The sequence below is a fragment of the Chryseobacterium fluminis genome (assembly GCF_026314945.1).
Classification (GTDB): Bacteria; Bacteroidota; Bacteroidia; order Flavobacteriales; family Weeksellaceae; genus Chryseobacterium; species Chryseobacterium fluminis.
Map to the genome: position 1 here is coordinate 1,582,277 of NZ_CP111121.1, position 24,828 is coordinate 1,607,104.

At 40.2% G+C, this 24,828-nt stretch carries 14 protein-coding genes; 1 reads left to right on the forward strand and 13 read right to left on the reverse strand.

Annotation, left to right across the window (positions count from 1 at the left end):
• Positions 1-78 precede the first annotated feature (78 nt).
• On the reverse strand, positions 79-1,689 hold the full coding sequence (locus ODZ84_RS06985) for a reverse transcriptase domain-containing protein (protein ID WP_266176273.1): 1,611 nt from the start codon (positions 1,687-1,689) through the stop codon (positions 79-81).
• Positions 1,690-2,128: 439 nt separating this feature from the next.
• Here ODZ84_RS06985 and ODZ84_RS06990 point away from each other — a divergent pair, with 439 nt between their 5' ends.
• The gene (locus tag ODZ84_RS06990; protein ID WP_266176274.1) at positions 2,129-3,310 is read left to right on the forward strand and encodes a hypothetical protein; all 1,182 of its coding nucleotides are present in this window, start codon (positions 2,129-2,131) and stop codon (positions 3,308-3,310) included.
• 644 nt (positions 3,311-3,954) lie between these two features.
• Here the strand turns inward: ODZ84_RS06990 and ODZ84_RS06995 are convergent.
• From ODZ84_RS06995 to ODZ84_RS07050, 12 genes are all read right to left on the reverse strand, one after another.
• Positions 3,955-4,830, reverse strand: coding sequence for a pirin family protein (locus ODZ84_RS06995; protein ID WP_266176275.1), 876 nt, complete (start codon positions 4,828-4,830; stop codon positions 3,955-3,957).
• Positions 4,831-5,147: 317 nt separating this feature from the next.
• Positions 5,148-5,732, reverse strand: a complete 585-nt coding sequence (locus ODZ84_RS07000) for a Crp/Fnr family transcriptional regulator (protein ID WP_266176276.1) — start codon at positions 5,730-5,732, stop codon at positions 5,148-5,150.
• A 9-nt stretch (positions 5,733-5,741) separates the two neighbouring features.
• Positions 5,742-6,053, reverse strand: a complete 312-nt coding sequence (locus ODZ84_RS07005) for a hypothetical protein (RefSeq protein WP_266176277.1) — start codon at positions 6,051-6,053, stop codon at positions 5,742-5,744.
• A 175-nt stretch (positions 6,054-6,228) separates the two neighbouring features.
• On the reverse strand, positions 6,229-7,839 hold the full coding sequence (locus tag ODZ84_RS07010) for a Na+/H+ antiporter (protein WP_266176278.1): 1,611 nt from the start codon (positions 7,837-7,839) through the stop codon (positions 6,229-6,231).
• Between the two features lie 156 nt (positions 7,840-7,995).
• Positions 7,996-8,616 (reverse strand): alpha/beta hydrolase, encoded by a 621-nt coding sequence (locus ODZ84_RS07015; RefSeq protein ID WP_266176279.1) that lies wholly within the window; start codon positions 8,614-8,616, stop codon positions 7,996-7,998.
• A gap of 1 nt (position 8,617) precedes the next feature.
• Positions 8,618-9,571 carry a VOC family protein gene (locus ODZ84_RS07020; protein WP_266176280.1) on the reverse strand — a complete coding sequence of 318 codons (954 nt, stop codon included), beginning with the start codon at positions 9,569-9,571 and terminating at the stop codon, positions 8,618-8,620.
• Between the two features lie 68 nt (positions 9,572-9,639).
• Positions 9,640-9,936, reverse strand: a complete 297-nt coding sequence (locus ODZ84_RS07025; protein WP_266176281.1) for a GNAT family N-acetyltransferase — start codon at positions 9,934-9,936, stop codon at positions 9,640-9,642.
• 53 nt (positions 9,937-9,989) lie between these two features.
• Positions 9,990-10,922 (reverse strand): ring-cleaving dioxygenase, encoded by a 933-nt coding sequence (locus tag ODZ84_RS07030; RefSeq protein WP_266176282.1) that lies wholly within the window; start codon positions 10,920-10,922, stop codon positions 9,990-9,992.
• A 155-nt stretch (positions 10,923-11,077) separates the two neighbouring features.
• On the reverse strand, positions 11,078-11,614 hold the full coding sequence (locus ODZ84_RS07035; protein WP_266176283.1) for a hypothetical protein: 537 nt from the start codon (positions 11,612-11,614) through the stop codon (positions 11,078-11,080).
• Positions 11,607-13,349: a hypothetical protein gene (locus ODZ84_RS07040; RefSeq protein ID WP_266176284.1), complete on the reverse strand. Its 1,743-nt coding sequence runs from the start codon at positions 13,347-13,349 to the stop codon at positions 11,607-11,609. The genes ODZ84_RS07035 and ODZ84_RS07040 overlap by 8 nt, the downstream gene beginning before the upstream one ends.
• Before the next feature lie 20 nt (positions 13,350-13,369).
• On the reverse strand, positions 13,370-18,223 hold the full coding sequence (locus ODZ84_RS07045) for a hypothetical protein (RefSeq protein ID WP_266176285.1): 4,854 nt from the start codon (positions 18,221-18,223) through the stop codon (positions 13,370-13,372).
• A 2-nt stretch (positions 18,224-18,225) separates the two neighbouring features.
• Positions 18,226-24,777 carry a hypothetical protein gene (locus ODZ84_RS07050; protein ID WP_266176286.1) on the reverse strand — a complete coding sequence of 2,184 codons (6,552 nt, stop codon included), beginning with the start codon at positions 24,775-24,777 and terminating at the stop codon, positions 18,226-18,228.
• Between the last annotated feature and the right edge of the window lie 51 nt (positions 24,778-24,828).

Sequence of the window (24,828 nt, forward strand, 5' to 3'; positions counted from 1 at the left end):
GACTTTCGCTAATTTAGTTGAGAGTTATCACTTGATGATTGAAACAGAGCAAGATCCGAAATTATAAAGAAAATTTATTTATTTTTTATTCAAATGTCTGTCAATCGCTGTAAAAACTATATGTTTTCTTTTTCTAATCTGATTCATGAAATGATCTTCTTCAAATATTACACAGCATCTTTTTATATAAGAATAATAATTCGATTCTTTTTTATTATTTGCAGAGTAATGTGAAAATTCATAGAATCCTCTTTCATTTTTAACTAAAGAATATCTTTTCCTCGTTTGTTTCTTAAGCTCTGTACTTTCAGAATCATTAATTTTTAAAGGCTTATTATAAAGCTTTTTAATCTGATTGATATAAACTGCCTTTTTAGCTTCAGGATTCTTGTGTAATAAAGTTCTGGCTCTTTTACATCTTCTTTTGGTTATAGAAATTATCTTTCTATAATAACTAGACAGATTAGCTGATTTAATTACCGTTTTATATCCCCTAAATTCAAAGCCTAAATATAATAGTGGAGTTTCTATTTCTTTTTGAGTCAATTTATTTATTTTAAAGCATGCTAATCTCTTATCATTATGTTTGGGGGAATAAATAACATTTCTAAAAATAAATTTCTCTGTCTTATTTTTACTTATTTCAACTTTGCTTTCCTCAACTAAATCATAAATGTATTTTTCAATATATTCAGTTTGATTAGGCTTGCAAATTATGACAATATCATCGGAATATCTTTTATAGTAAGCTCCCATTTCTTGTACAAGATTAATAACTATTTTTAAGTCAAAATCATATAAATATATATTAGCAAGAAGAGCACTTATAGGAAGACCTTGTGGAATTCCAACACTAATTTTATCTCTAGTAAAAGGATTACTATATATTCTTAACTTTCCTTCTTTAATTGTTTTTCGAAATTCTTCATTACTTTCAAAAAAACATTTAAACCCTTTTTCTTTTCTAATTTTAGCAAGTTTCGCTTCATCAAAACCTAATCTTCGCCCTTTCCTATTTTCTTTTTGAACTCTTAAATCGTCAAGAAGTACATAGCGAAATTTTGTACATGCTTTAAAAACATTATAATGATCTTTTGGCAGTTCATCTACATTTAAAAGCCATTTCCATTTTTGCTTTAAAAACTGATGATTTAAACTTGGAAAAAAACTCTTTAAATCGAAAGTTAAAACACAAACCTCTTGATCATTTCCTCTTTTTTTAATCTCATCAATAGCTTCTTTCGCAAAATGAATAGTACTTTTCCCCCTTTCATCCTCTTCGGAAATAGCAATTTTACGATAGGCATTTACACAAGAATTTAATAAAGGATTTTCTTTTAGTTTTTGTTCATACAAATTATCTAAAAGAAATTTATAATATCCGTAGACAAGAGCATCCATATGACTTGCATAGTGTAATGGGCGAAGCTTATGTGTTTTTTCTGCTTGGTTAGTATCTTTATGAAAATGAGAATGTCTCCTTTTGTTATGCTTATGTCTTTCAGCATCCCCCTTTTTATATTTTCTATCTTTTAAAACAGTATGTATAAGAGGATAAAAAGCATATTTTGCTACATAACTTTTATTTGTAATATTATGAGAGTATCTTTTCCAGTCTTCTCCTATTTTAAGAGAAGGTGAAAGATGTAAATAGCCTTTTTCTTTTATCCAATCTGGTCTTTTATTCATAAAAAAGCTTGTAAAAAGTCAATATCGTTTTATAATTACATACGCTTTCGCAAGATAAGTACCCAGTTACTGAGTCATCAATATTTCCGTAATTAATAGAAATAGCTTTAGAGCTTATTCAGCTTATCGTGAAGAACTGTGTATATATAATTAAACCCCGTCAAGATGATGACAGATAAATTAATAAAATCAATTAGGTATTTGGAACCTACTATAATTATCACTAAATTTGTGGCTATTATCCTATTGTCGTACTTCAACCTTCAAAATTGGGAAGAAGTATTCGAATCTTTAAACCTCATAACCCATTTGTTATAAGTAAGTTTTTAGTAAAAACCTATTATCTTAATCTAGTTGTAATTACACTCCTTTTTACAAGCATCCAAAAATACATATTTATTATTATATTTGCCAGATAACCGCGAAAATAAATTAAATTATGGGAAATATTTCCATCGGTGATTTTGTCTGTCTTAAAAATCATCCTTATACTTACGATAATAATTTTATAAAAATATCAGCTAATGCTGATATGATTCCACCTATCATGGTGATTTCAGAAATATTAAATAAAGATGAATATGATACTGTAACTGGCAAACTTTTTGAAAAGCAATTTAAGTGTATTTATTATTCACATAAAGATGGAAAATATCAAGATAAATGGATTAAAGAAAGTCAAATAAAATTATTAAAACCAATAAAATCATATTTGAATTTATATGAATTTAATTCTATTGAAAATTATGATTTAGAATTTCTTAAAGATAAATATGTAAATGAACTTGTTTGTCTAAAAAACGTAGATTTTGAGTTAAATAAAAAGAAGGTATTTATTGACAGTTCAAATGGAAAACGTACTGAAAAAGAAAATAATCACCTTGACTTTTTACCTCCTGTAATGACGATTGTAGATATTGTAAAAAATAAAGAGGAAAAAAAATTCTCTTCTCGAAACGCTCAATTAGAGAAAGCTTGTTCTAAATACCTATTCAAATGCAAATGGTACAACCACAAAACAACAACATATTCTGAAGAATTTATCCCATCAAACATTTTAGGCCTAATTATAAATCAAAACATTTATATTGATTTTTTTAAATCTTTCTTAAATGATAGGTTTGTACTAATATTACAAAGAAACAATAATATCTCAATTGCAGCCAAAACTTTAGCCAATCCAAAGGAGATAATATTTAATCATTATTATTATAAATTAAACTACTTTGATTACCTTCAACAAAAGATTTCTTCAATATCGTTAAGCGATATAAGATCTGAAAATTCAAATTTGCATTTTAATACTATTAATCTCATTCCTAAAAAATCAGTTTTTGGAAATAACTATCCAAGCTACGGTTTAACATTTAAACAAATTACGGAAGATATTTTCGTAAATGGCAATTACTTTTTAATAACTTATAAAGATAAATTAGATAGAATGACTAAAAGAATAATCAAAGTTATTTCTAGAGATTATCATACAAATGACCTTGAAAATGAAGACTATGTTTTTATTGTGGCAAATTGCTTTTTAAGAGATGGGAATATTAGACATTTCAATTTAAAGCAAATTACAGAAGTTACTGAGATTCAAAAAGGAGCTAGTTTACTCGAATAAAATGAAAATATTAATAATGAGGCCGTCTCACAACTCGTGAAAACGGCCTTTTTTATGAAATTTTCCTGTATCCCTATACGAGCAGGGTTTCCGTTTAAACAATTCTCAACCCACATCGTTTAGTTGTTATACACCTTCCAATATGTTAACGAAAACCAGTTTATTATTTCTTATTCACCTCAGCAATTGCATTTTAATTCCGCCGCCTGCCACTTCAAAGAAAGACGGACCTGCCAGCAGATATACTTTTTCCAGTTTTTTGGTTTTGGATAGTTTATGTCGGATGTCGGATGTCGGGTGTCGGGTGTCGGGTGTCGGGTGTCGGATGTCGGATGTCGGGTGTCGGGTGTCGGGTGTCGGGTGTCGGGTGTTTATCAAAGGTAGTTTTTGGGTGACAATTTCACATTGATGTGGGATAAGGAATGGATATTTTTTTTATTTATTCATTTTCCCATTTTTTTCGCCCACCGAGAGATATTTGTCTTTTTTTAGATAACGGAACATACTATACACAACTCACAATCAAATACCAATACCATAAAAACAGTTGTATTTTTTTACACAAAAAGACCCGGACTAAAAAACCCGGGTCTTCAAACCACACTATATTTCACTCCTACAGGAGTATCTGTTTAATTTTTCTGTTACATTGACATCGGTACTTCCATTAACAGAATTTCAGTTCCTTCCGCTGTTGTTTTTATAGTCAGATCGGTAATATCCCAAACTCCGAAGCCATCTCTTTTTTCTAATGGCTGACCTTCAATTTCTGCGCTTCCTTTTAAAATAAAAGCATACACTCCGTTTCCTTTTTTCTTCAGCTGATAATTGGTTTCGGTTTGATTTTTAAAGTTTCCCAAGTGAAACCAGGCATCCTGATGAATCCAGACTCCTTCATCATCAGCATTGGGAGAAAGAATTTGCTGAAACGTATTTTGACTTTTTGTTTTGTCTAATGTGATCTGGCCATATCTCGGCATAACATTTCTTTTATCAGGATACACCCAGATCTGAAGGAATTTAACCGGGCGGTCTGTATTTTTATTAAATTCGCTGTGCATAATTCCGGTTCCGGCACTCATCACCTGGATATCTCCGCTTCTGATCACTGCAGAATTCCCCATACTGTCTTTATGTTCCAGATCACCTTCCAGAGGAATGCTGATGATTTCCATATTGTCGTGAGGATGGGTTCCGAAGCCTCTTCCTGCTTCTACTTTATCGTCATTAAGAACTCTCAGTACTCCGAAATGCATTCTTTCCGGATTATGATAATTGGCAAAACTGAAAGTATGGTTGCTCACCAGCCATCCGTGGTCTGCCTTTCCTCTTGAATCTGCTTTATGAATCACAGAATTGTCTTTAATTTTTGACTCAGGGTTGGGTAAATGATTGTATCCGATGGGCTCAAGCGGCTCGATTTCGTCAATCTCATTTTTCATGGTATTTCCAAGTGAGGCAGATGCTACAAACATTCCTGTTCCCAATAATCCTTTCTTTAAAAAATCCTTTCTGTCCATATCTGTTGTTATTTATTTGATTTCGATAAGGCAAATGTAGGGAGAGAAAATATGTTGTGCATTTAACTAGTTTAATAAATCGCTTTTGAAATATTTTTTGGTTCTATTTTTTTGTTGGAATAAGAAAGGGCTATAAAAAAGTTTTCTTATAAAATTTGAGTTTTCGGGTATCTGATAAATTAAAATTTATAAGACCTTTTTTTGGAATAAAAACAAAGGATCGGTAATCTGTAAATATAATCATCCTGCCAAAAATTTCAAGTATTTACTAAACTTATCAGTAATTGGAATTTTTTGAATGATTTATTAATTGAAAATCATTTATCCTTTGAAGCCAGTCGCTTTCTGATGGTACTCACAAATTCTTTTGAAACCCCAAGATAAGAGGCAATATAATACTGTGGAACTCTCTGTGGAATCGTGGGATATACTTTCACAAATTCTAAATAACGGTCCGACGCACTTTTTGATATGGTATTCACCAGGCGGTTCTGAAGTGTTGATAAATTTCGCTGAACCAACATTCTGAAAACCCTTTCGAATTTCGGATATTGTTTTAACAATTTTTCTTTTGATTCCGGATTCAGTAGGTAAATTTCTGAGTCTTCCAGGGTTTCAATATAGAGATTTGAAGGCTTCTGTTCCTGAAATGAGGCAATATCACTCGTCCACCAGTCTTCAATAGCAAATAAAATCGTCACTTCGAAACCGTTATCATCCAGGTAATAGACTCTCACACAGCCTTTCTGGATATAGCCTTCAAACTGACATACCTCTCCTTCTCTTAATAAAACCGTTTTCTTGGGAATCGTCTGACAGGTGAGCAGATCGGTGAAAAAATTTTCTTCTTCCTGACTAAGATTAATGAATCGTGTGACGTTTTTAATGATATTTTCGAACATAAATTAAGTTTACGGCTGCAAATTAGGAAAAAGTGCGTAAACTTCATTCTTTAAAAGTCCGCTTCCCCCGCCATAATGGTCTATGACCTTCACTTCCTGATCTGAATTTTCACAAAAAACCTTAATATCTTTTTCAAACTGTTCCTCCAGTCCCGAACTCAGCAGAACAATGTCCGTTTTATGTTCCCGGATATAGTCATAGCACAGTGTTTCGTTACTTTGTATTTCAGCTTTCCAGCCTTCTGTGTTTTCGATGATTCTTTTTAAGGTGTCCAGTATTTCCTGGTTTTTCCCGATCACGAGAAATTGTAGTGTTTTCATTGTATATTTTTATTTTTAAAGTACTGGTTATCTGTTAATGGTTAATAGTTTGGGTTATAATTCAAGTTTCACCTCTGGTTAAATTGATGCTGTACAGAATAATTTTTCTTCAGACTTTCCCATCAGAAAAATTGAATACATTTATTTTCAATTTCACCGATAAAGATCAACGGCCCTACAAATGTTTATTCCCGGTAATTTTTAATTCATTTAAATCCAATTGCGATTCAGCTCTCCTGATTTCGTCATCACTAAACTGTTTTTCTCTTTTTATTTTAAACAATTCTTTACGCTGCATTGCAAAAATATCGAGCATGATCTTATGATATTCTTTGAGGTCATTCTGCCTGTTGGTGCACATTTCCAGAGAATTCAGATGACCTTCCTGAACAGAGATGTCATTCTCAATGGTATTTTTGAAATTCTCAACCAGGCTGTTATTATTCAGACTGGATTTATATCTTTCATTCAGTCTGTTTACTGCCAGGTTATCCAATCTGATCTGAATGGCAGCCTGCTGCTCGTGGGATGGTAAAATCGGATCTATTTCTCCGATTTTCGTTAATTTAATGATCAGGGGAAGAGTAAGCCCCTGAAAAACCAGGGTTACAAAAATAACGACAAACGTAATGAAAATGATTAAATTTCTCATGGGAAATTCTGCCTGATCGTTCATCATCACCGGAATAGATAATGCCGTTGCCAGAGAAACCACTCCACGCATCCCTGCCCAACCGATGATTAACGGGTTTTTCCATCCCGGGCTTGGATCTTTCCGGATCTTCTTGCTCAGCCATCTTGGAATGTGAGCCACCGGATAAATCCACAACAGACGGACCACAATTACAATTGCACTTATGATCAGGCCATATTTAATCCCGTCCGTCAGGGAAGTTTCTCCCAATCCGCTGATAATATCAGGAAGTTCCAGTCCTATCAGCACAAAAACCAATGCATTCATCACAAAAATCAGGGTATTCCAGACTCCGGTCATATTAATTCTTGTCGTTCCGGTTTTAAAAATCTCATGCGAACGGAAAGACATGAATAATCCACCGCTTACCACTGCCATGACTCCCGAGAAGTGAAAATGTTCCGCGCTGAGAAATAAAATATAAGGGGTCATGACCGTCAGTGCAGCATCTATCGCCGGTGTGGTCGGCAAAAACCGGTGTATGGCATAAAAAATATGAGCGCCCGCGATTCCTACAACCACGCCCATTCCAGCCACCAGAAAAAACTGCCCGGTCGCTTCCTGCATCGAAAACATCCCGGTCATTACTGCTGCCAGTGCAAATCTGAAAACAATTAATGATGATGCATCATTAATTAGACTTTCACCTTCCAGCATGGCTACCGTTCTTTTTGGCACTTTCAATCCTTTTAAAACTGTTGTTGCGGCTACGGCATCCGGCGGTGAGACAATGCCTCCCAACAGAAATCCTAAAGCCAGGGTAAATCCTGGAATTAAGGCCTGTGATGCAAAAGCTACGACTAAAGAAGTGAGAAAAACCAATCCGAAAGCCAGTAATCCGATTGTTCTTTTCCATTTCCAGAAATCATTCCACGAGGTATACCATGCTGCTTCATACAAAAGGGGCGGCAAAAAAATCAGAAAAATAATTTCCGGATCCAGTTTTAATACCGGAACTCCCGGAATGAGACTGATCCCCAAGCCTGCCAGTACCAAAAAAATGGGATAGGCAATTTTGATGCGTTGTGCAAGCATCACCAGCAGCATGACGATGAGTAAAAGGCCCAGTATTAAGAGTAGTTGTTCGTGCATAATTTTTTATTTATACTTCTTTTGCCTAGAAGACAAAGTTTCCTCTAATGTATAGATTATTTAAGTTTTGGCTGAAGCCAATTGATTTTTAAATTTTTATTTAAACGGGCTGAAGCCCGTTCCTATTGATATTTGTAGCTTTTGTATTTAAGAAATCTATTTAAAAATCAAGGTATTGGCCAGCTCCATTTCTTCCTGATTAATAGAATGTCCGAAGTTGGCATATACTTTTTCGGTAACGTCAGCATTCATTTCTTTTAAAATATTGGCTGTCGCATATACTCTTTCTACCGGAACATGGAAGTCGGGATTGCTGGTTCCAAGAAAAATCGGGGTCCGGGCAAAATCTCCCGAATAATTTTCGCGATTGATCTTATCTCCGATAACGCCGCCTATGATGGCTGCAGCTCCTCCAAACTTCTGAGCATTTCTCGCTAAAAACTCCAGTGTAAGACAGGCTCCCTGCGAAAATCCGAAAAAATAAATATTTTCAGATTTAATTCCTGCATCTGAAGCACTTTTCACTGTTTTTCCAATCGTTTCAATAGCTGACGACAACCACGGTTCATTTTGTTCGACAGGAGCTATAAATGAAAGCGGATACCAGCTTCCGTTGGTTGCCTGAGGCGCTAATAAGGCATAATCTTCAACATTTAAATGCTGCGAGAGGCTTAAAATATCCTGTGCGCTTCCTCCTCTTCCATGAATCATTATTAAAGCTTTTTCGGCTTGTTCCAAAGGTTTCCCTGTTGTTTTAATATCTAAAATATGGCTCATTTTATCTGTATTTTTCTGTTGGATAATTAAATTTAGGAAGAACATCATTCAGATGTGCTCTTTTATCTTCAAACTGTTCAGGCAGGCTTAAATGCTCTCCTAACGAAGCGAATTCCTCGTCAGCATCGAATCCGGGCCCGGAAGTGGCAATTTCAAATAAGACACCTCCCGGTTCTTTAAAATATACGGAAGTGAAATATTTACGGTCCTTCACTTCGGTATGTTCTAATCCGAATCTGTTTAATTTTTCAATCATTTCAAGCTGTGACTGCGCGTCTGGCGTCGCAAAAGCAACGTGGTGAACGGTTCCTCTTCCTGCCAGACCTTTCAAAGCATTGGGAGTGCACACCAGATCCACATACCTTCCGGGAGCATTACCGGTTCCGAATCTGAAACGGTCTGCGCTTTCGGCGATGATCTGATGATCCATTTGGGTGGTCAGCAAAGCCGCTGTTCTTTCATATGCATCCAGCCAGATTTCCACATGATGAATTCCTTTGACGGCGTAATCTTTCGGAATAAATTTGTTATCGTAGCCTTTTCTGTCATCTTTATCACTAAAAACCAATTCCAGTCCTAATCCGTCGAAATCTTCAAGGTAGATGAAAACTTCGCCGGAAAACCTCTGCTGAGGCTGTTTGAAAGGAATATTAAACTGGTTCAGCCGGTTCAGCCAATAGTCCAGCGCATCTATTGAAACTGAAAATGCTGTTGTGTTCAGCATTCCTTTACCATGCCTTCCGTTTACCAGACCTTTGCCGTACGGAAAAGTAGTCAAGATCGTCCCGGGCGTTCCGAACTCGTCCCCGAAATAAAAGTGATAGACTTCAGAATAATCAAAATTAACGGTTCTTTTTACCAGCCGAAGTCCTAAAATTCCGGTATAAAAGTCTATATTTTCCTGTGCATCGCCTGTGATGGCTGTGACATGGTGAAGTCCTGTGATAAGTGACATAGTTTGTTGGTTTTTGGTTGATTGCTGTTGGTTAATAGATTTTAATGTAAAGGTGATTTGTTATCTGATTATTCCTGTTCTTTCAGCCAAACGTCATTATATTCTTCGGGATTGCGTTTGAACTGTGCATGAACGTATGGACATAACGGAACGATTTTCAAATCATTTTCTCTGGCATAAGAAACCAGTTTGGCGAGTAATAATTTGGCGAAACCTTTTCCGGCATATTCTTCATTCACTTCCGTATGATAGACGGTTAATTTATGTCCGATCACCGAGATATCCATTTTTCCTGCTTTATGATCATCTGAAAAAAGCTGAACTTCTCCTCTTACGTTTCCTAAAACTACTTGTGTTGTTTCCATATTGTTTATTGTTTATTGCTAAGATATACCGTTTGTGAAAACTGATTAATGATCTATGATAATTTCGGTAATACACCTTCTATTTTTTCACGTAATGCTTCATGTTGTTTCGGAAGTTTTAGGTTGCGTCCCAATTCGTTTAAAGGTTCATCTACGGTGAATCCGGGATTGTCTGTGGCAATTTCGAACAGTACGCCACCCGGCTCTCGGAAATATAATGAGTAGAAATAATCTCTGTCGATTTTTGGAGTAATGCTTAAGCCTGCTGACATTACTTTTTCACGAAATTCCATTAGTACATTATCATCTTTCACCCGGAATGCCACATGGTGATTCGTTCCTGCTGCATTTCTTCCAGCCGGAATTTTATCATTTTCTATAATATCCACAAGGTTTGCTGTTTCAATGGCATCTGTTGCCAGACGGTATCTTCCTCCTTCCTGTTTTTGTAAATCATATCCAAAAATATCCGTTAATACTTTAATGGTCAGATCTGCTTTTTTCAGAGTCAGGGTAATATTGTGGAATCCTTTTAATGCATTTTCATCTTTAATATCATCCGTTGTCCAGACTTTTCTGTCATCAGGAGCTGATGATTCTATAAACTGCAGCTGTAAACCGTCCGGATCTTTAAACGCGATTAATTTTTCACCAAAAATCTCTCCTTCCTCAACTTGTATATTAAACTGGTGTAATCTGTTTTTCCAGAAACCCAGACTTCCTTTTGGAACCGAATATCCGATATGCGTAGCCAGTCCGCTTCCGTTGGTCCCTCTTCCGATTCCTTCCCAGGGAAAGAAAGTGAGAATTGTTCCCGGCGTACCTTCTTCATTTCCAAAATAAAAATGATAGGTTCCCGGATCATCAAAGTTCACGGTTTTCTTGACAAGCCTTACGCCTAAAACCTGAGTATAAAAGTCTAAATTTCTTTTGGCATTATCTGCAATTGCGGTGATATGGTGCAGTCCTAAAATTCTATTTTCCATTTTCCGTTTGTTTAATTTTGATATGACAAATGTAGGCTGATAAAAAAACCTGTACATTTAACTAGTTTAATAAATACACAAAACCTGATTCCCGGATAAAAAAGAAAAGCCCTTTTAAATCCTGGATTTAAAAGGGCTGACTTTAATCAATATGTTTATAACTGAGCCAGATCACTTACCGTGAGCTGAACATCTCCTTGTTTTAACATGGTTCCGTTACCTACTTTCATGGCGTCTAACCTGAATGTTGTATAGTAGATATTCGGTACTTTAAACCATAAATAAACACTGGAATCGGTTCCGACATATTGTCCTGCTGTAATGGCAGTGCTTCTGTTGATATGGGTTTTTGTCTTTGATATGGCATTGGAAGGACGATAACAATATCCTGTCCAGATAATATCAATAATCTCACCTGACTGATAGGAATATCCCGAAGCATGTAAATAATACATTGCGGTATGCGTATCGACTTTATAGGGAAGCTTTATATGATACAGATGGGTACTGCTGTTTTTAGTCATCAGGTGTTTTAAAATTCCTGTTCTTACGCTTCCTACTTCATCAGACCCGGCAAAATCCGGATTATCCAAATGCACATAGCTGTCGAGCATATCTTCAAACTGCTTTTCCGTAGGCCTTTTCCCGGCCTTGAAAAATGTTTTCAGCTCTGAAATTATTCTTTTAGGCATGACTGACTCTTTTTTTAAGGTCTTCAATTTCTTTATTCTGAGAAATCAGATACAGAGTGAGTTCTTCAATTTTCTGAAGAAGTTTAATCTGGAAGTTCCCGATTTCCACTCCGTTCTCCGTCATTTCTTTGGCGGAAGGAATTTCAGGAAGATGATTTTTTTCGGAAATAAACTTTTCAACCTCCTGAATTGGTTTTAAATCATAGTCTGATGCGAAAACGAAATCCGCGGTCGGAGTCTGAGTAATAACGACATCTTTCGCCTCAAGTTTACCGTACAACGCCATATTTCCGGTATCTCCCAGCACCAGCCTTGCTCCATAATTTCCGTTGTCGAAGTAACTCCAGAACTGCAGGCCGTTACCATAAGCACCTCCCATATTATAAATCGCCCACCTTCTTGCTTTATCAGCCGGCTTACTGTTATTCACAAGAAGAACCGATCCTCCTTCATTTTCAGAAGATTGTGAAGTGATTCCTCCTTTTACGTCAAGTGCCGAAATAGGATTAGATGTTCCTATCCCCACATTTCCTCCTTTGGGATTTAGTGCCAGATCATAAAATGTAGTCGTATTGTTAAAATCCTGAGGCTGAATCCATCCGTAAGAAGGACCGATATTCATTCCGAAATCCATAACTTCTCCATACCCTTCGTCACTGGACTGTAGCCTTAATAAAGCATTAGAATTCTTACCATTTGTAGGTCCGCCTTCATCATAACTTTGTGTAGCACTGATGGTTAATGGTTGAGTTGAATTTGAAAGACCTCCAATACTTACATTTCCGTTGGGAGCAATATTCATTTGTGTCCCCCCGTTGGTTACAAAATTGATGCCTCCGGAGACCGTGTTATTATTCAGTCTGTTATTTATAATATTCAGGTCGTTATAAGAACCATACGTAAATCCGTTTGCTGAATATCCTGAGTTGAGTTCCAGGTCAGCAGTATTATGGTATTTTAATCTGATTTTGTTACTGCCACCTCCTGCGTCAGCCCTGTCAAAAGATGCTGAGATATAATTGATGTTACCTAAGGGCTGTGCTTCCTGCACATGTAGTTTTGCTTCGGGAGAACCGGTGCCTACTCCCAGTTTTGCATCTTTCGTAACTTTCAGTCCCACTTTAGCTGAATCCGGAGAAAAAGTATCTCCCACCAGTAAGCTCCAGTCATGCGTCATAGGCTGTAAACCGATATTTGACGGATCATTTCCCTTATTATTAAGAGTATTCCATGCACTGTTTTTATTAATTGACCGTACTTTAATCACTACTGACATCGTTGCATTGGTGACACCGAGTACTTTTGTTGCTCTGATACGGAACCTTCGGGAAGAACCATTGACGTCAATTGTAAAGCCATTTGTATTTGGATCTGCTACATAGTTATTTTTATTAATGATTCCACATTCTCTCCACATATTTGGATTTGAATGTGAAACTGCAGCAAGGTGAGTCGCCGCGGAAGCAATACTTCCTCTGGTATAAGCTATCGAAATTTCATAAAGTCCGCTTGCATAAGCCATCTCCGGAAAAACTTCTAAAAACTCTACATAATCTCCGACCTGATAACCAGACGGAAAATCAAGATAAGTGGTATATTCAGAGGTCTGCAGATTCTTAATAGCCGAATCATCTAAGTGAGCATAGCTGTCTATAAGATCTTCAAACTGTTTTTCGGTAGGCCTTTTATTGGCTTTAAAATATTCTTTTAATTGGGTGATGGGTGTTTTTGCCATAATTTTATTTTTAATTTCATTTATACGTTCGGTCTTACGACAAACGTCTGTTCGATGATCATTCCGTCGGTCCCGTCGGTGGAAATCCCTCCGATCTGGGCTGATGAATTAGGGTTATACAGGGTAATGATACGGTCTTCTTTACTGAACATTCCTGAGGTATTTTCGGTAACGACTTTGAAATGATGGTAGACAGGATTTCCTTCTGCATCTTTCACGGTAAGAGGATCCAGGCCTATTTTCTGTAGTCTTAGGAACATTGTTCCGTCGGTAATATCAAAAATATCTTTTGCCATCCAGCTTTCGGTGTTAGTCAGCGGATCGTTTTCAAATAAATACAGCTGTACTTTGGAGGCATTGGACGGAAGGACATTCATTCGGGCCAGTTCTTTCCAGTTCCCCTGGTTATTCATTTTATAAAGGTGATATTTGCCCTTATAACACTGCTCTTTCCAGCTTAATAATCCTGAGGTCACTACGTTTCCGCTCACGGCATCAGATTCAAACTGCAGCTCGGGAGCACCCGGCAGGACGTTCTCTGTCATCATGGTGATCATGATCTTCGATGCTTCTGAGGGAGCATATTCGGTAACGATCACATCGCTCTGGGTGGTGGTATATTTCGCTTCGGCATATTCTACTTCGGCCTCCACCGTCACGCGGTAATATAAAGGATCGCTGAAGGGAACCTGGGTAAGATCATCGAAGCTGTCCTGCAGCGTCCAGACTCCGTCATCAGACATGGTGTCTTCAATCGCCAGTTCATGCACCAGTTCCATGGTTCTTACCGAAACGGCATCCTGCATGGTAAGGGCACGGTATAATTTGGTCTTTTTAACATTGTAAACTTTGTTGTAGGTATTAATGTTCACTTTCATCGCCGGGCTCACCCCATTGGCAGGGTTTTCCAGCACCGGAATCACACTTTTGATTTCCGGAGTCTTTAACGGGAATGAATTGACCATTTTTACAGGGCCTATCACCTCACTCATCTCACTCTGTACGAGCTGGGCATTGGTTTCTTTGACGGCATAAAAGTACACGCTTTTTGAAGCGCCGTCCAGGGTATAATCTACAAATAACGTCTTATGCTTCGGCGTGGTTTCCAGGATTTTCATCATAGGAGCCATATCAAATTCTCCATTGACATCGTTACCCGGAGTCAGCAAAGTTCCGTTTTTATCCCTGATCACCTGGGCTTTCGGAATGGGCTGATAATCACCGCCTTTCACAAACTGGTAAAGAATCGGAACTTCCGTCAGCGGAACAAAGGTGTTTCGGATCGTCTGTTTTACAAAATCAAGAAAGGCCACCTTTCCAAATGTACCACCGGGATCCGCCGGGATAATAACCTGCGATAAAGTCTGAATATTGTTATACGCTGACTCCGTAAGGGCAGGGATCGCCGGGCTGTAATGCTCGTTATGATCGGCAATAAACAGGTTGATTCCCTTTAACAGATCCGGGCTGTTAGGAATCGGAAGCCTGTACCCGTTATGAAGGTTAAACTGCGTCGCATCGCTGTTGAAAATACAATTGGCCAGTTCCGATAACCGGTCATTGAAAAAATCATCGTTATTTTTTTCACGGATATCTTCTACCGAATTCGGTTCAGGACTGGCATTATAATCCTGGGTATGCTTGTATAAAGAGCTCAGCAGAATGTCATCATTGCTCCGAAGGAACATCACGCTGAAGGGCTTATGCTGATACGTATTGGTAAAGGCATAGGAAGAACGTCCGAAGGTATCGGGCCTGGTAGCATATTTCGATCCCATCGGCATTTCAGGGGCCATAGGCGCTTCGATTTTTCTTCCGAACATCATGGTCGGGATAGAAATCCGCGACTTATAATCCACATAAGTGAGATCTACCGTTCTAGTCCCGAAAATGCTGTATTTTTCCAGCGCATCATCCTGAGGGATAATGTCTTCTTTGGTAAGCCTGCATGGTACATTATGGTGAAGGTAGGCCCTGTAGCCCGGGTAGAAGTTCACTTCTGTGGTGATCCCTGGCATAGCCACAGGCAGTAACGGATTAGTAGCAAATGATTCATCCAGGGCAAAGATTTTAAGATCTCCATTACCGGCACCGATATTATCGATACGGATGACCTTAAGGACTGCTTTTTCCTGATTCTGAACACCATACCTCTCCACACGGATGCTTCCACGGTACCATTGTACACTGTCCTGTCCTGCGACTGTAGCATACTGAGGGTGATTCCCCAGGTTGAAGCCCGGGAAATTAATCTCATACAGACCTGTAAAAGGAAGGGGCTGGTGGGTAACGGGATCTAAGTCGATGACTTTGGTCATCACCGCTGTTCTGTTGATTCCCCGATATTTCCTGAAATACGTATTATAGGTAGTGTCAGGAGCCTGACCTGATTCTATGGTTTTCTCTTCGGTATGAACCGGCCAGCCGTCCCCGATCTTGATTTTTAAAGGGTGTGGGTTTACGGCACCCCAGGTTGAAGGGTTCTGCATGTTTTCTACCACCATCAAAGATTCGTTGGCAACAGGTACCGTAAAGTTCGCAGGGTCAAAAGGCATCGCCGTATTCTGTCCGAAAGCATTTCCAACCTGTTTTTTCAGGATGTGGAAAACGGGATAATCAGGGTTGGTACCGGATACAATATTGTGAATAATATAATCATCGGTGCCCACAGAGAATACGCCCCCAACATATTTTGGGAAGTCTGCCACTGCAATGGTAGGTTTTAAGGTCTGGGCCGTCGCGGCAGTGGCCCCTGTACTGCTGAGTACCAAAGCTTTGGTTTTAATTACAGAAACCAAAGGGTTGCCCGGCAAATCGGTAACACTTTCAATGGCTCCGAATACTCTGTTTGGAATTTCGGGGCGGAAGAATACCTCAATATGGTCGGCAAAAAGTTCTTCTGCGTCCGGTAAAGGACTGAAATCCGAAACTTCTTCTCCGTTTACCGCTTTCTGATAGGTAATCATATCCTGGGACGCGTCATACTCCATCGTAAGTCTCACCAAAGTCTTGTCCGCAGCAGGGTTTTGATTATACAGGGCCTGTTCGTTGACTGAAGTCAGCAGTAAAGGAAGCTCCTGCTGAATCAGAAAGGCGTTCACGCTGGATGGCGGTAACAATCCATTGGCAGGTTTGATGCTGGATTCTACCTGATAGGTCTCCAGCGATGTGGCGGATCTTGAGAACCAGTTGACTCCGTAAGATCCATAGACATGCCTGCCGGATCTTTTCTGTTTATGAACATAGGCAGGGTTCCCAAAGTCAGGAAGGGCAATGGCTATGGTTTCATTATGGGCTTTTTCACCGTTGGAAAATACATTCACATAGTTCGGGTCATGAGCAAGCTCAGGAAGTCTCCAATCGGTCTCCTCATTCATCCTGTATTCTATTCCCACATTCACGGGATAGGTGAATTTTGACATGTCGAATTCTTCCGGTGAATAGTAGAAAGGGCTGTTGGAAGGCTCATCCGGGGAGAGCTCATGGATCATTAAACTCATGTATCTTGAGGCGCCGTCATAGGTATATCCACTGGCATCCGTCAGGCTGCTCATGGTAACCCCTGCCGCAGGATCGGCGGAAACAATACCCGGTACCGGCTTCTTAAGCTTCACCGGTAAACAGGTGCGCTCATCTGTTAGGGAAGTAGGTAGGGTAAAGGCAACGTGAGTCACCTCATTCATCCCCTGCCCGTTACCCAGGTCGGCTAAGGTTACATAATGAGCGGCATACATATACTGCTCGCCACTGTAGATTTCATCGGTAATGTCCATATGTCCCAATCCCAGCATTCTTGCCACGTGGAAATCCAGAGCGGCCATCTGAAGAATATTGAAATGAGAGACTTCCAGCGGATTAGGATCGTTAAAATTATCTTCAGGATAATAATAGTCCAAAGCCAACGGATTGCTCGCCGATTCGCTTAAATGGATATATTTCTCCACGGAGTCCCTGATGCTGGTTTCAGGGTCTTTGGTATCATCATACCACTTAGACTGGTAGTTTCTGATATTCACAAATTCCCCGTCATTGTATCTGGGCCAGGCGGCATGCACCGTACGGTTACCCGAATCCTGCTCCAGCCTTTTATAAGCTTCGTCGTCTTTGGTGGTAAGGGCAAATTTACCGATTTCTTCCCAGCCTTCTCTCTGGGCAATATCCTCGTAGAATTCGAAATCTATTTTGGTAATAAGATTATCCGGTAATGAGACAAAACGGACGCTTCTGGCATTTTCGGCAAAAAACTTATCTCTGAAATTGGCGATCGTCTGGCGGAAGGTAACGTTCTTCGGAAGGTTCTGCTTATTGGTTTCCACCGAGAGAATTTCCGTTTTCATCCCCTCGATCACTGTATCGTTTTCGGGGGTAAACTGCACGGCGAAGAATAAAGCATCCTTCGATTCTACTTCAATAAGGTTGTTCCCATATTGCTGCAGGAAGGCATAAGGATCATTGAAAGGATCATAATTTGCTCTTACTTCGTTATATTTAGTGGTATTTCTAAAATACACATAAAACATTCTCCCGTCGCGCTTCCCGCTGGAATACAGCCATAAAGCTTCTGAGTCTACCACCGTACTCGGGGAAGAGGTAAGATATAAAGTAGTGGCTATAGGTTCGTAACGAAGTCTGAAGAGTCTTATATAGTCATCCTGCTTGTTGAAACCTTCAGGAGAGCCTTGGTAGGCGTCTCCTTTAGGTAAATGTTCTCCGGCAGCTCCCTTAAGCATCCATCTTAAATGGATGCCCGCAGTACTGTCTTCTCCTCTTGATCCCGCAGCCTGAATATATAAACAATCTGACTGTAAAAAGGTATTATTCATCGGTAATGAGGCAGCGGCCACATTAGGTATAGTATTGGTATTGAAAGACATGTTTATGAGTTTATTTTAATATTTTCAGCAATAACTGTACTTGATTTTTTATATTTTGTTCCGTCCCAAACTTTATAGATGAATTTAAAATTCAGTTCGGTAGCGGTGATGGATTTCGCGGTATTCATCACTAAAGCCTGTGAATAGTCTTTGGAATAAATTACCTTATAATCGGAATTCAGAACCGGTTTCCCTGAGCTGTTGAAATTCACGACTTCAATCATTCCTTCCTGAGTGACTACAGGCGGAGTGGCCAACGTATGCACTGTTACCACCTCTTCTACAGGAATTTTAGGATGGTTGAACGGTTCTGGGTTCCGGATTAAAACCGCAACCACCTGCCCGGTATCCGAATCTGTGATTTTATTGAATTCCGTGGTCGGAGCATCCTCCTGAGGAGTAATCCCGAACAGACCCTGGACAATCCTGTCAAACGGATGCTGGTACTGGGTTTCAATGGCTTTACTTAAGGAATTAGTGCAGACTTCTTTCGGTTTGGTCCTGATAATATCCCAGGCTGCCGTGAGTTTATTCGGCGCTATGGATTTTTCAATAGAATAGACTGCCTGTCTGATCCCGGCCAGTCCGTTTTCACCCTCATAGCCAATGAAACAGCTCTTTACCTGCTCTTCAAAGTTCTTATAGCGCGAGGTCTGGAACACAAACTTATGGACTTCTTTAGCATATTTCTGCTTCAGCTCTTCGGTAATATTCATCAGATCAACCCCGGGCTCATCGCCCCAGTACAGGTTAAGAACCTGGGCCGTATACAGCTTCTGTGGTTTTAATTTTTTAGGTCGGGCCACACGGTAGATCGATTTTGGCGTAGTGAGGGTAATATCTCCGATACAGCTCTGTCCGTTATTGAGCATATTTGCATACTGGCTCAGTACCGGCGGAATGGCAGGGTTATCATCGGTTAACCATTCTTCAAAGGTTTGGGAAATCTCACTTGGAGAGGTTTCAATGAACTGTTCGGTAGCATCAATATACGGTGGATTGACCACCGAAATACCTTCTACCGGATCTTTGATGATAATCTTCATCGTTCCTCCAAGGGGCTTAAGGCCTTTATATTCATGCCAGCCATCTAATAATTTAGAGACATAACTCGAGGTAAAATACATGGAGATTTCTGTCGTATCATCCTGGTAGAATAAAGGCTTGGCATTCACCAGGTTCCCGTCTGCATTGGGATAAGACCGCTGGTAATCGATATATGCTCTGAGTGAGGTATGCGGATACTGATCCGGATGGGCAGTCTGCTGCTCAATGGTGTTCCCGCCGGTATCGCGAAGCACTCCTGTTGTGTCTTCTAAAATATGAACCGAGCCGTCAGGATTTTTAATCTCAATATCACCATAGGTAGCATTGCGGTCCAGGTGGAAGAAGCCAAGGGGCCCTGCCGTACGGAATGCATAACCGTAATGATACGGCTGCTGAACGGTATTATCTACTTTATCCTGAAGGGTAAACTTCACGTAATACGCAGTATCCGGTCGCCAGATCGGCTGTACGGAATGGGTGATCGCATCTACTGCAGCCTGGGTTTGGGCTTCGATTGCCTCCTGAGAAGGAATACTGAGGTTAAATTCATAGTCTTCTACCGATAGCCATTTAACTTCATGGAACAGCGTAAAGCATTTCTTATTACTGGAGCAGTTGCCAAGATCTTTCAGAATCGAAATGATATCTTCACACGCCTGGTTGTAGGCCCCTATATTGGTCACATACATCGTCCAGCCACCCAATAAAACAGTACTGATGGTAGAGATCTGTCTGGCAAGAAGGTTTCGCAGGTAAGAATATCCCGGCGTATTGGCAACAAAGGCATTATAAGCATCGAATAATGGCGATTGGCTTAATCCTGTCCGGTCATTGAACAGCCCGAACTCCTTGGTGGAAAGTTCCGTACTCAGGTTACACAATCGGGAATCTGTACAAGGATTCATATCCAGAGATAATCTTTCAACCTGTCGGAACTTGGACTTCATCTTTTCAAAACGCTCAATGATGCCTGAGATATCATCCGGGTTCGATGCTACATATTCGGAAAGCGCATCCAGAAGTTTTGCATACTGGCTCAGATATATCGTAAAAATCGCAGAGCCGATGCCGTACGACTGCAGAGAAGATAACATTGAGTGGAACACGCCCGTATCTAATCTTTTCCTGATAAAATCGGCATATTCCAGACCGGTAGCAGCCCCGCCTCTTCTCTTGAAAGGAACAAAGAAATTATTGTTATAATGGCCCAGGATATCAGGGTAGTATTTACACATTGCCTCTTCTTTATCCCGTCTTGCTCCGTCGCATCCCACGGATTGGTATTTTTCCAGCTGGGACTGCAGACTCATATACTGCTGCCAGTTGCTGGGCTGCACCTGGCCTACGTAGCCGCCCTGCGAGAGGGCCTGCTGGTAACCCTGTTGCATCAGTACTGCCATCTGCTCCTGAATCAGGTTAATCTGCACAGAATCTGTAACATCAGGAATGATCACAATTTTTGTAATTCCTTTACTCGCAATAGGCTCAGGAACAACCACCCGATCGCTCAGCTCTGCTTTGGAGTAATAGATCTCATCCATATCGTACTGAACAAAAGACTGGCTGTCATCAATTAGCGGACTGAAATACTGGATCTTTAATCCTGTACTGTACGTACTTAGCTTAAGTTCTACCTTTTGAGATGGTGCCGGAAGCATGATCGTAAGATGCGAGGTATTCTTAAATTCCAGCGACTGATCGAATCCGTGCATATTCACGGCATCGGATACTTTGCCCGAGTCGCCCTGCATGACAGGGTTCCCGTAAATATCTACGGTGTACTGAACATCTCCCGAAATCTGGTATGAAGCGCCTTTACTCTGGAAGAAGCTGTTGCTGGAAGCATAATACTGGGTATTCAAAGGCTTATCCAAGAAGTCAGAAACCGAATCGTCGATATCCTGGCCCTCACAGAACAGTGTGGAAGGCATTACGCCATACTGTTCAGGAATAAACCATCCCGGGTTCCCCTGCTCCGTGTAGGAGAACGGCGTCATGCCCAGAATACGGATCGCATTGTACTGATTGTCTTTTTTCTGCCATTGTCCTGCTTTGGCAGCATCAAGATACGTATTACCAGGATCCATCGCTTTGAACGGGTTATATTGGATCCAGCCTGCAGAAATTACTGCCCCGGTTACAGGATCGGTATGGGGATGTTCTTTGTAGGCACTGATCTCGATGCTTTCAAGGGTATACTGGTGTTTAACCTGTCTCAGCTCAAGACCTTTCATCACTTTATCCGGCGGGATGAGATCTACGGCATTACCCGCAGCGCTGGTATAACCCCCGATAATCTCATTGGCTGCTAAGCTCGGAATTAAGCCCTTGGTACTTTTAATATCGATATAGGTATCCAGAGGTACGACTTTGGTAATGGTACTCACAGCCGGATAAGCCTGAGGATCAGCAACCTGCTGAAGATCAAAGGTTTCATTGGTAAGCATACTCACTCCCTTAACCAGACTCTCGCTCTGTCCTGGGATTTCCGTAAACGGATTCACAGGATCTCTTCTGACGGTTTTATTAAACTCCCACTTAAGTTCGATCTTGGCACTGAAGCTGAGCTTAAAGAACAGGATCTTGATCTTAAAGGCCACACTGAAGGCTCCGTAAATCAGGAACGGTTCAGGAGATTCTACAGCCAGGAGAATCGTGACGGAAGCATAGATCCGGATGATCTTTACATCGATATCGATCGTTAAGCCGGCTTCGAAGTAAGCTCCCATCTGCGGCTTCTGGAAACTGATCTTGCCCCCTAGCTCAAGGTAAGCCAAAACGAAGATCTTAATCGGTCCGAATTTCCTGTCGAACCTGAACTCGCCTCTGGCTCCGGCTTCGATTCCTTTGCCTGAAATCATCAGGAAGGCTTTCAGCGTAAAGAGGTTCTTTAAAAGACTCGCGGTGATAGGAGCCTGTTTGGTTCCGAAATTAATATACCACGCCGATGGGTTATTAAAGAAGAAACCGGCCTGGATCTCCGCGTAAAGCTTGATGATATCCCCGGAACTTTCAGGGAATTTATAGTCTGCCCCGAAACCGAACTCCAAAGAGTTGTCCCCGAAAATAAAGAAGGCAAAGAATGGAGGATCATCCTGATAAGTTACCCTGCTGGATAAAAGCTTCATCCTGGCATCCACCATTACCATTGATGGTAAGGATAACAGCAGCATCGCATTGGCGGAGATGATATTTCCATTGGCCATCGTATCACCCAAAAGGGCGCCTACTCCTAACGAGAACGGGAAATTATAATCCTCGGTCTTGTCGGGACGGCTGAATTTATCAACCCCAACGCCTCTTTCAGGAGCCGTATAATACTGGTACCACGTATTGTCAGAGGTCATCCCGATCGCTGCTTTTTCAGCGACATAACGGTAGCCCAACAGGCCGCGGAAACCGTAAATGGATACGGGACCCAGGGCAATAGGGTTTGGAAGTTCAATGTGCGCATCGATTAAAAATGCAGGGTATTTGGGTGCTAAACGCATGTCTACCCCACCCGTAATTCTCGGGTTTTTGACCTTTAAGCTCACCCCACCCTTGTATTCCTGGAATTCGCCAGGCTCAGGGATCGACAGCCACCCTTTAATTGAAACCGTAGGGTCACTTGAGTTGGCTGGAATGATCATATCCACATGGATCGTCTGGATATGAAGGTAAGAATCACGCGGTCCGTCATCAACGGTATAATAGAACTTAATCCCGTCACCACGGGCATCGATCCCGGCAACGCCGATGCTCACACCTCCATCAAAGCCAAAATAGTTATACTTACGGATCACTCCGCCTTTTTCACGCTCATGGGAACCGAAGTGGATCGCAGTAACCGACACATCAACAGGTCCAATTGGCAGCTTGATAGGCTTGGGAAGGGTCATATTACCCCCGTTTACCCTGAAATCGATATGCCCGTCGCTGTAAATCCTAAGCGCAGAAATACTCAGCGTCTGGCCTTTTAATAGACCACCCAACAAGTCGTCCACAAACTCTACGTCAGCGGAAGCGCCGATAAACAGCTTGCCGTCTTCTTTGCCGAGCTCTACGGATTTTAAATGCAGGGTGAAAACACCCGGCAAAGTAATCTTAGGATCGAATGGAGGAACAGCAGCAGCGGTTAAAAGGAAATCGCCATCGGCATCCAAATGTCCTGTGACATCTATTCTTGCTGCATTATTACTGGAATCTTTGAATTTTTCAAGGACCAGCTGAGCTTTAATATTGGAGGAAACGATATCACTTTGTTTAAAGGTAATATCGAATGAATTAAAACCGATACTCCAGCCTTCCATATTGGCATACAAATAGTTATCACTTGCAACCGGAGTTCCGTTAATGGCCTCCAGGCCAATCGTTCCGGAAATACCTCCGGTTCCTACCAAGAGATCATTTCCATAGATTTGAAGGGTTGTATTATTAACATTTTTAAACCACTTGGAAGGCAGTGCGATTGCCGCTCTTTTAGCATATACTCCTTTAAAATTATCCGGTCTTCCGTCTATGATGGCTTCCGGAATATTGGAATCTGAACTCAAATCGATTTTAAGCTGTTCAAATTCAGCGATAAGCCCTGTATTCCCGATCATTGACCGGTTCAGATTAAAACTGTTTTCTTTATAAAATTTTAATCCACTGTCAGAAGAATAGTTCAGCGTTCCTACATCAAAAGTGAGATAGCTGTGATAAGGCTCCGGTAAAGGTTCGTCTAACTCAAGGTTCGGGTCCTGTCCTGTATTAACGGGAGTTAACCACTTTCTTGGGAATCTTAACCCCAGGCTTAAATCAGAGATTGTTGCCTGAAAATGGAGTTTAATCAATTCTTTGATATTATCTTCCACATTATCAACAATATCACTGAAAAGTTTTTTAAGCCTTGTCACTCCTTCACTGAATCCGTTACCTTCAATATATGATTTAATGATAACATCTATGATATCAAGATCATAAGATTCGATAGAATCTGCAAGGCTCTGCAGCTGATCCTCCTCTAATGCATTAGGATCATAGCTGATAACGGTATTATAGTCGTTATTAATTTTGTTAATCAGCGTTTCTACAGCGTTTACTTCCGGAATAAATGTAACGATAACATTTCTTAAAAGGTCCTGCGGTGTAATTTCGGCTAATTCGAATAGTATCTGAAAAAGCGTCACAAGAGTATTATCGAACGAGTCTAAGGTGAATTGTTTTACATAACGGATAATTTTCCAGTTGTAATCTACTGAAACGGCCACTTCAGTAGTACCGACAGCGGTAGGATTTACCACTAATTTCATACTGTCGTCCCCTCCTAAAAAAGGGAGATTTATTCCGAGCTGTGTCAGAAACACAATTTTAAGGGAATAGTGACCAGAAGAACCATCAGGAGAAGTGTACAGATGTATATCTTTTGCATAGAGATTACCGAAGATACTTTCTAAAGCCTGTCTCACACCATCAAGCTGGTCAGGTATATTATCTATCGGCAGAACATCGCTCAGCCGAGGATAGATTAATGAATTACTCATATTTTGTATTTTGGATGAGATTATTAATAGTTTAAATGATTGGGATACTGA